Source organism: Microcoleus sp. AT3-A2, from assembly GCF_036705685.1.
GTDB lineage: Bacteria > Cyanobacteriota > Cyanobacteriia > Cyanobacteriales > Microcoleaceae > Microcoleus.
The window spans coordinates 370,232-376,939 of the sequence record NZ_JAUBVF010000001.1; the positions used below are offsets into that span (position 1 = coordinate 370,232).

A 6,708-nucleotide genomic window follows, 5' to 3' on the forward strand; every position below is an offset into this window, starting at 1 on the left:
AAATTAACTATTTTGCGGAGAGCGTTAAATTGCTACTAGAAGTAATTACCCGTGCATTTCTCCATTCGGCATAATTGTACCGCGCCACTGAGCACCTGATAAATTAGCAGTGCTCAAATCTGCCCTAATCAAAGTTGTGCGGTGCAAAATTGCCTCCCGCAAATCTGTTCTAGCCAGGTAAGCATCAGTCAAATCAGCTTCGCTCAAATTTGCCTGATTCAAATTAGCTCGACTCAAATCAGCCCGCACCAAATTAGCTCGACTCAAGTCAGCCATAATTAAATTAGCATTGCTCAACTTAACATCAGTCATAAATGCACCTCGCAAGTTAGCGCCAGCTAATTCAGCATCAAGTAACACAGCTCTTTCCAACTTAGCATTAGCCATTACAGCCCAGGAAAAATTTGTTTCTACCAAAGTTGCTTCAGTCAAAAATACGCCATCTAAAATAGCTTCGCTCAAATTCGCCTGAGTCAGATTTGCTTCTCCCAGAAATGCTTCAGTCAAATTAGCGTGACTGAGATTAGCTTTAGTCAAATCTGCACCTTGCAAATTGACGCCCCGCAAATCTGCACCTTGCAAATTTGTACCCCGCAAATTTGCACCCTCAAAAATCCGCACCTCCTTCCGCAAATTTGCACCCCGCAAGCACGCACCGCGCATATCTGCACCTTGCAAATTCACACCTCGCATATCTGCATCGCTCAAATTTGCATCAATAAAAACGGCCAAAGAGATGTTGGCTTTGCGAAAGTCTGCACCTTGCAAAGTCGCTCCGTGGAAGTCTGCATCGGACAAATTTGCTCCGCTCAAGTTTGCTTGATTTAAGTTAGCACCACACAGCTTTGCATTAGTTAAATTTGCGCGCTGAAGGTTAATTCTGCTCAGATACGACATCGCTAAGTTTGCACCCCAGAGGTCAGCACTGCTTAAATTGACGCCAATTAAATCGGCACCGCTCAGGTATACGCCTCTGAGATTCATACCTTGAAAATCTAGTTCTCCTGATGTATATCGCCTTAAAATTTCGCTGGCATTCATATTTTTTTGTTGTGAATTAGGTACAATCTGCTATTTCTAGACTGCTTAAATTTCTGTTCGCGCAGGCGGACTTAGTTTTTGTAGCGCCAAACTTGAGTCTGAGAAATTTGATGAAATTTCTTAAATTTCAGTTGGCGCAGGCCGACTTAGTTTTTTGTGTAGCCTCAGACTTGAGTCGGGGTATTTAATGAGTTGGATTGACAAATTCTTGAGTCCAAAAGACTGTTTTGCTACCTAACTGTCGCCCATGAATTTTCACATGAGTAAGATATTTTGATTTTAAAGTACACAGTTTTTTGTGAATGTAGGTAGCTGTAGCCTGTTGGTTTGGTACTTCCGCAGACTCCAGAATCACATGGAGCCAACCGTCTTTAAATCCTACTGTAGCAGTAATTCCTTTAGGCTGTAGCAATTGATTAATCAATTGGGCGATCGCCTTTGGTTTGCCTTGCTTTGCCATTTCCAGAAGCTGATACTGATTTGCTTTATGGCTAGAGTTTTCCTGCGGTATGTCTGAAATATTTTCAACTAGGTTGCCTGTGATTTCAGAAGGATATTTTTCGCTTTCTTTTGACTCCAATTCACTCAAAATTTCCAGCAATTTATCGGTAAACTTCTGAACTTTACCTACATACTCTCTAAGATTTTTATATTTCCAGTACAAACGCTCCTCTACACTTCCCGTAGAAAATTTTCCGTTCAAAGCAGCTTCTAACTGGGTGAATATATTTTCTATTTGCGCCGTTGCGGAGTTAGCACTGTGAGTGACTAATTCTGTCATTTCTTCTTCCAATCCCAACTTGCGTTTGATGGAATCGCTAATATTTATAATAACAGGAGCCGCCGGTTCTAAAATTTCGATAATAGTCGGCATTTCTGCAACTGGGAATGTTTCTACGATTTCCTGTTTGAACTCGGTAGCATAATTATTGCTGGTTCCGGGTTCTTTAAACGGTAGATTTTCTGCCGTGTCCGGCACTAAGTAACTCTTTTGAGGATCATAATGATAATGAGGTGGAGCAGCTTGAAGGATGTGAGTAATCTCGCCTGGATCAAAATAATCGGTGCGCCTGTCCACCAGCTCGCTCTCTTCATAAACACTGTTGTTTAAATGTGTCTGATCGTAATCTTCGCTAGCCGAAGATTCGGCTTCATAAGATTCTTCCTGTTGCATTTTTGCGTAACAAGGATTCATCGCTTTGATGATTACGCTCGCAGCTTGGTCGTTTTCATCTCTGTTGTCAAGATTGCTAGCAGTTCTGTACAAATGAGATTCCAGTTCGGCTAGGCTACCACAGACATTAAACAGTTGTCGCAGTAGATTGTCAAGTTCTTGAGTTTTCAGCAGTAGCCAGTCGCGATCGCTAAAAGTAAACTCGTGATAAAGAGTAGAAAAAATTAGGATTTTTGCCCTCAGCGGATTTGTTTGCTGCAAAATCTTTTGTCTGACATCAAATAATTTGCCTGGGTTTCTTGCCCTTTCTTCGCTGCTGGGTATTTCCGAACTAAAGTGTTCTTCAAATGCGGGAGCTTCCTGACCGCCAAAACTAGATATGTTTACTTCTAATTTGGTGAAATCTTCAAATTCATACAGCCTGCTAAGTTGACATACTATGAGATCTGTTACTAAAGCATACTCGGTTTTTTTATTGACCTTAGAGACTATACTATTTAAAACAGCTTCAATATCTTCTAACCTGCTGTATTTGGCGCACAGTTCTTCAATTAAAATTCTTACATCTGCGCTGGCGAGTTGGGCGGGGTCGTTTTCCCAGAACTCTTTACAAGCAAAAAATATTATTTTTTTAATGCGCGAGAGATTCACGTCTTGTTCTAATTCGCGAACAACTTCATCTAAAATAGATAAAGCTTTCATAGTTTTCCTCCCATAAAAATACCCTGTCAACACTCAGCAAGAAATAATACAATTATACCACATTTGATAAATGCAAGACTTTGATGCGATCGTAATTGGCAGCGGTATTGGCGGCTTAGTCGCCGGCTCGATGCTAGCTCGTTACGGCAAGGGGGTTCTCGTCTGCGAGAGCCACATTATAGCGGGCGGGGCAGCTCACAGCTTTTCGCGCCGAGGATTTCACTTTGATTCGGGGCCTTCTTTTTATTGCGGTTTGACTGACCCCCGGTCGTTCAATCCTTTGCGGCAAGTTTTTGATGTTTTGGAGGAATCGATCGCAGCAATTTCCTACGATCCGCTAGGGCATTACCATTTTCCAGAGGGAAGTTTGCCGATTTATGCTGATGCCAGAAGTTACTTAGATGCTGTAGCTAAGTTCGCACCGCAAGGTGCTGTAGAATTACAGCAATTTCAACAAAATTTATTAGTTTTGTATGAAGCTTTGCGTGGAATTCCGGCTTTAGCGCTGAGATCCGACTGGCAGTTAATACCTGTTTTGCTGTCCCGGTACTCGCCTGCTTTGCTGAAGCTGTTGCCGCTAGTAGGTGCGATCGCGGGTTCAGCAGGTTCCTTGATGGATCGGGACGTGCGTGACCCTTGGGTGCGACGTTTGATAGATTTGGAGTGCTTTTTGCTGTCGGGTTTGAAAGCGCACGGAACTGTCGCGCCGGAAATAGCTTTTATGATTGGCGAACGATCGCGCTGTGCGATCGAATATCCTGTAGGTGGCAGCGGTGCGATCGTCGATGCTTTAGTCAGAGGTTTGCAGCGCTGGGGAGGAAAATTGCGCCTGGGCTCTCCCGTCGAGCAAATATTAGTTGAATCCGGCAAAACCACGGGCATTCGCTTGAAAAATGGCGAAATTATCCGCGCCCCAATAGTCATTTCCAATGCCACAATCTGGGATACTTATACAAAATTACTGCGCCCTGAAGATTTGCCGGAAAGCTACCGAAAAAACGCTTTGTCGATGCCCGCCGTAGACAGTTTCATGCACCTGCATTTAGGAATTAAAGCCGAAGGACTCGAAGGTTTGACCGGCCACCACGTCGTCGTTCACGACAGCAAGATTGACATTACAGTACCCGGAAATACTTGCATGATTTCGATTCCTACAGTGTGGGATGCAACTCTCGCGCCGCCCGGACATCACGCCGTTCATGCTTATACATTGGAACCTTACGAAGGTTGGGAATATGGCGAATTGTATCAGCAGAAAAAGCAAGAGCGATCGCAATCTCTGTTTCAAGCTTTAGAAAAAATTATACCCGATTTGCGATCGCGGATAGTCTTAGAGTCGATCGGCACACCGCTAACCCACGCCCGATTTTTACGCCGATATCAAGGAACTTACGGGCCTGCAATTGCCGCCGGAAAAGGCACATTTCCCGGCCCGCAAACACCAGTCAAAGGCTTGTATCGGGTGGGAGACAGCACCATGCCCGGAATTGGCGTGCCCGCTGTCGCAGCATCGGGTATTTTGTGCGCGAATACTTTAGTAAATTCGGATGTTACAGCACAATTTTTGTAAGCGAAGGAAGAAGGAAGTTCGGCAACGAGCAATGTACGGGATGTAACGGATGTAACGGATGTCAGGAAGAAGGAAGAAGGGAAATTAACTGGTTCCCAGCCTCTGGCTGGAAACCGAGATCCAGAGGCTCTGCCTCGCTTGCAAAAAAACAGGAGGCAGAGCAATAGTGAAATGCGTTCCCAGCCAGAGCCAGGGAAGGAGGAAAACGAGGGAAAAACTACTTTTTACAAAATCTGCCTGTTCCCGAAACTGATTATCCACCAGCGGCAAAAGCGCCCATAATTGCGATCGACAAAGCCAAACCTGGCAACAGTAGCAATCCTAACATTAAAGCATCGTGTCCGCTCATCACTTTCTCCTGATATTGACCTTTGACATTATACTCTATAAACCGCAATCTTGCCTCGACCTTAATAATTAATTAAAACCTACATATAGATTCAGGATTGACAGGACAAATTTTATTAACAATGGGATTCCCGCGCAAGTCCAGTGTAGTCAACTTTTGCAAAGATTGCAGGGAACTGATATCAGAGATTTGATTGTTGTACAAGTCTAGTAAAAATAAATTATTTAAAGCTTGTAGCGCGCTGCTATCCGAAATCGGATTGTTGAATAGATAAAGTTGAGTCAAGTTAGTTAACGATTTCAACGGACTGATGTCTGATATTTGATTGTTACCCAGGTTTAGTTCAATTAAATTAGTGAGCGATTTCAAAGGACTAATATCGGATATTTGATTTTGGAATAGAACCAATTTATTTAAGTTTGTTAGAGATTCCAGCGGAGTAAGGTCAGATATTTCATTTCCGAAGAGAAACAGCGTCTTGAGATTTTTCAAGGAAGCCAGCGGGGTGATATCCGATATTTTATTATTGTAAAGGTAGAGTATCTGGAGCTCAGTTAAATTTGCCAGAGGAGCGAGATCGGAAATTTGATTTTTGTAGAGAATCAGCGCATTTAAGTTAGTTAAATTTTTCACCGGAGTGATGTCGAAAATTTTGTTGTCAAACAGGACAAGTGCGGTAAGATTAGTTAGACCAGTTAGGGGAATGATGTCTGAGATTTGGTTGGTATCGAGAACAAGTATACTCAGATTTGTTAGAGATGAAAGCGGACTAATATCTGATATTTGATTGACATCTATAACCAGAATTTTCAGGTTAGTTAAAGATTGCAGGGGAGCGATGTCAGATATTTGATTACTGCCGAGGATGAGATTAGTAAGTTGAGTGAAAGATGAGAGGGGGCTGATATCGGTAATTTGAAGATTTTTGAGGTTAAGTTCGGTTGTATTAGAAAGCAGTTCGTTAGCTCGATCGCAATCTGAAGTATCTGATATTTGCAACAGTATTTCTACCGTATCTTTGACGCCGGGAGAGATATTTTCTTTGTGCTTGCACCAGTCGGCAAAGTTATTATAATTTGTCATGGGCTGTGCTGCCTTAATCGATTTTAGATGCGAGATTTGAAATTTTAGATAAGTATAGCAATTCTATTTCATTTGTGAATGAGATTTTTTTCGGATTTTGAGAAATTTCCGCAAAAATTGTGTAAAGTAATCTTAACATCCTTAATTGCATTGCCTTCGCAGGAGCCAAGAGCCAACTATGACACCAGAACTAATTTTTAATGTCGGTAATCTGTTCGTTGTGCCTTTCTGGGCAATTATGATTTTATTACCCAACTGGGTAATTACCCGAAAAGTGATGAATTCCTTTATTCCGTTTGCAGTGCTCGCCGTTTTGTACATATATTTGTTTGGTAGCAGTCTAACTGCGGAAAATGCGGCTGCTTTGTCCAATCCTAAGTTAGCAGATATTGCTAAGTTTCTGGGGGAAGAAACGGCGGCGGCTACGGGATGGATACATTTTTTAGTGATGGACTTGTTTGTCGGGCGCTGGATTTATTGGGAAGGACAGCGGACAGGAGTTTGGACTGTTCACTCTTTGGCTTTGTGTTTTTTTGCTGGGCCGATGGGATTGCTTTCTCATATTGTAACTGCTTGGATTACTCAAAGGTTTTTCCCCAGTTCTGAGGCGGCGGAAACTGTTACTTCATCGGTTTAGGCAGAGGGTTTTTAATACCTTGGATGTTAATCATTCATAAAAAAATTCGGTAAGTGGGAAACACAGTCCCTTTAGTTAGGGCTTGCTGAATATATCGATCGCACTTGACGTAGCCTGGGTTAAGAAATCGTGCGATCGAGAGTAAAGTGCAA

At 42.7% G+C, this 6,708-nt stretch carries 5 protein-coding genes; 2 read left to right on the forward strand and 3 right to left on the reverse strand.

Annotated features, from left to right (window positions below; genetic code table 11):
- Nucleotides 1–45: 45 nt before the first annotated feature.
- Together QUB37_RS01655 and QUB37_RS01660 are read right to left on the reverse strand one after the other, a co-directional pair.
- On the reverse strand, nt 46–1,041 hold the full coding sequence (locus tag QUB37_RS01655; protein WP_333158460.1) for a pentapeptide repeat-containing protein: 996 nt from the start codon (nt 1,039–1,041) through the stop codon (nt 46–48).
- Nucleotides 1,042–1,225: 184 nt separating this feature from the next.
- A complete protein-coding gene (locus QUB37_RS01660; RefSeq protein WP_333158462.1) occupies nt 1,226–2,917 on the reverse strand; it encodes a hypothetical protein in 1,692 nt (563 codons plus the stop codon).
- A gap of 70 nt (nt 2,918–2,987) precedes the next feature.
- Between QUB37_RS01660 and QUB37_RS01665 the strand changes: the two genes are divergently transcribed.
- The gene (locus QUB37_RS01665) at nt 2,988–4,487 is read left to right on the forward strand and encodes an NAD(P)/FAD-dependent oxidoreductase (RefSeq protein WP_333158464.1); all 1,500 of its coding nucleotides are present in this window, start codon (nt 2,988–2,990) and stop codon (nt 4,485–4,487) included.
- 421 nt (nt 4,488–4,908) lie between these two features.
- Here QUB37_RS01665 and QUB37_RS01670 read toward each other — a convergent pair whose 3' ends face one another.
- Entirely contained in the window at nt 4,909–5,919 is a 1,011-nt protein-coding gene (locus tag QUB37_RS01670; protein ID WP_333158466.1) for a leucine-rich repeat domain-containing protein, read from the reverse strand.
- Nucleotides 5,920–6,097: 178 nt separating this feature from the next.
- Between QUB37_RS01670 and QUB37_RS01675 the strand changes: the two genes are divergently transcribed.
- Nucleotides 6,098–6,556 carry an ABA4-like family protein gene (locus tag QUB37_RS01675; protein ID WP_333158468.1) on the forward strand — a complete coding sequence of 153 codons (459 nt, stop codon included), beginning with the start codon at nt 6,098–6,100 and terminating at the stop codon, nt 6,554–6,556.
- Nucleotides 6,557–6,708 lie beyond the last annotated feature (152 nt).

What these genes read in the sequence shown, in the direction of transcription:
- QUB37_RS01655 (WP_333158460.1), bottom strand. Translation starts at nt 1,041, where the DNA reads ATGAATGCCAGCGAAATTTTAAGGCGATATACATCAGGAGAACTAGAT.
- QUB37_RS01660 (WP_333158462.1), bottom strand. Translation starts at nt 2,917, where the DNA reads ATGAAAGCTTTATCTATTTTAGATGAAGTTGTTCGCGAATTAGAACAA.
- QUB37_RS01665 (WP_333158464.1), top strand. Translation starts at nt 2,988, where the DNA reads ATGCAAGACTTTGATGCGATCGTAATTGGCAGCGGTATTGGCGGCTTA.
- QUB37_RS01670 (WP_333158466.1), bottom strand. Translation starts at nt 5,919, where the DNA reads ATGACAAATTATAATAACTTTGCCGACTGGTGCAAGCACAAAGAAAAT.
- QUB37_RS01675 (WP_333158468.1), top strand. Translation starts at nt 6,098, where the DNA reads ATGACACCAGAACTAATTTTTAATGTCGGTAATCTGTTCGTTGTGCCT.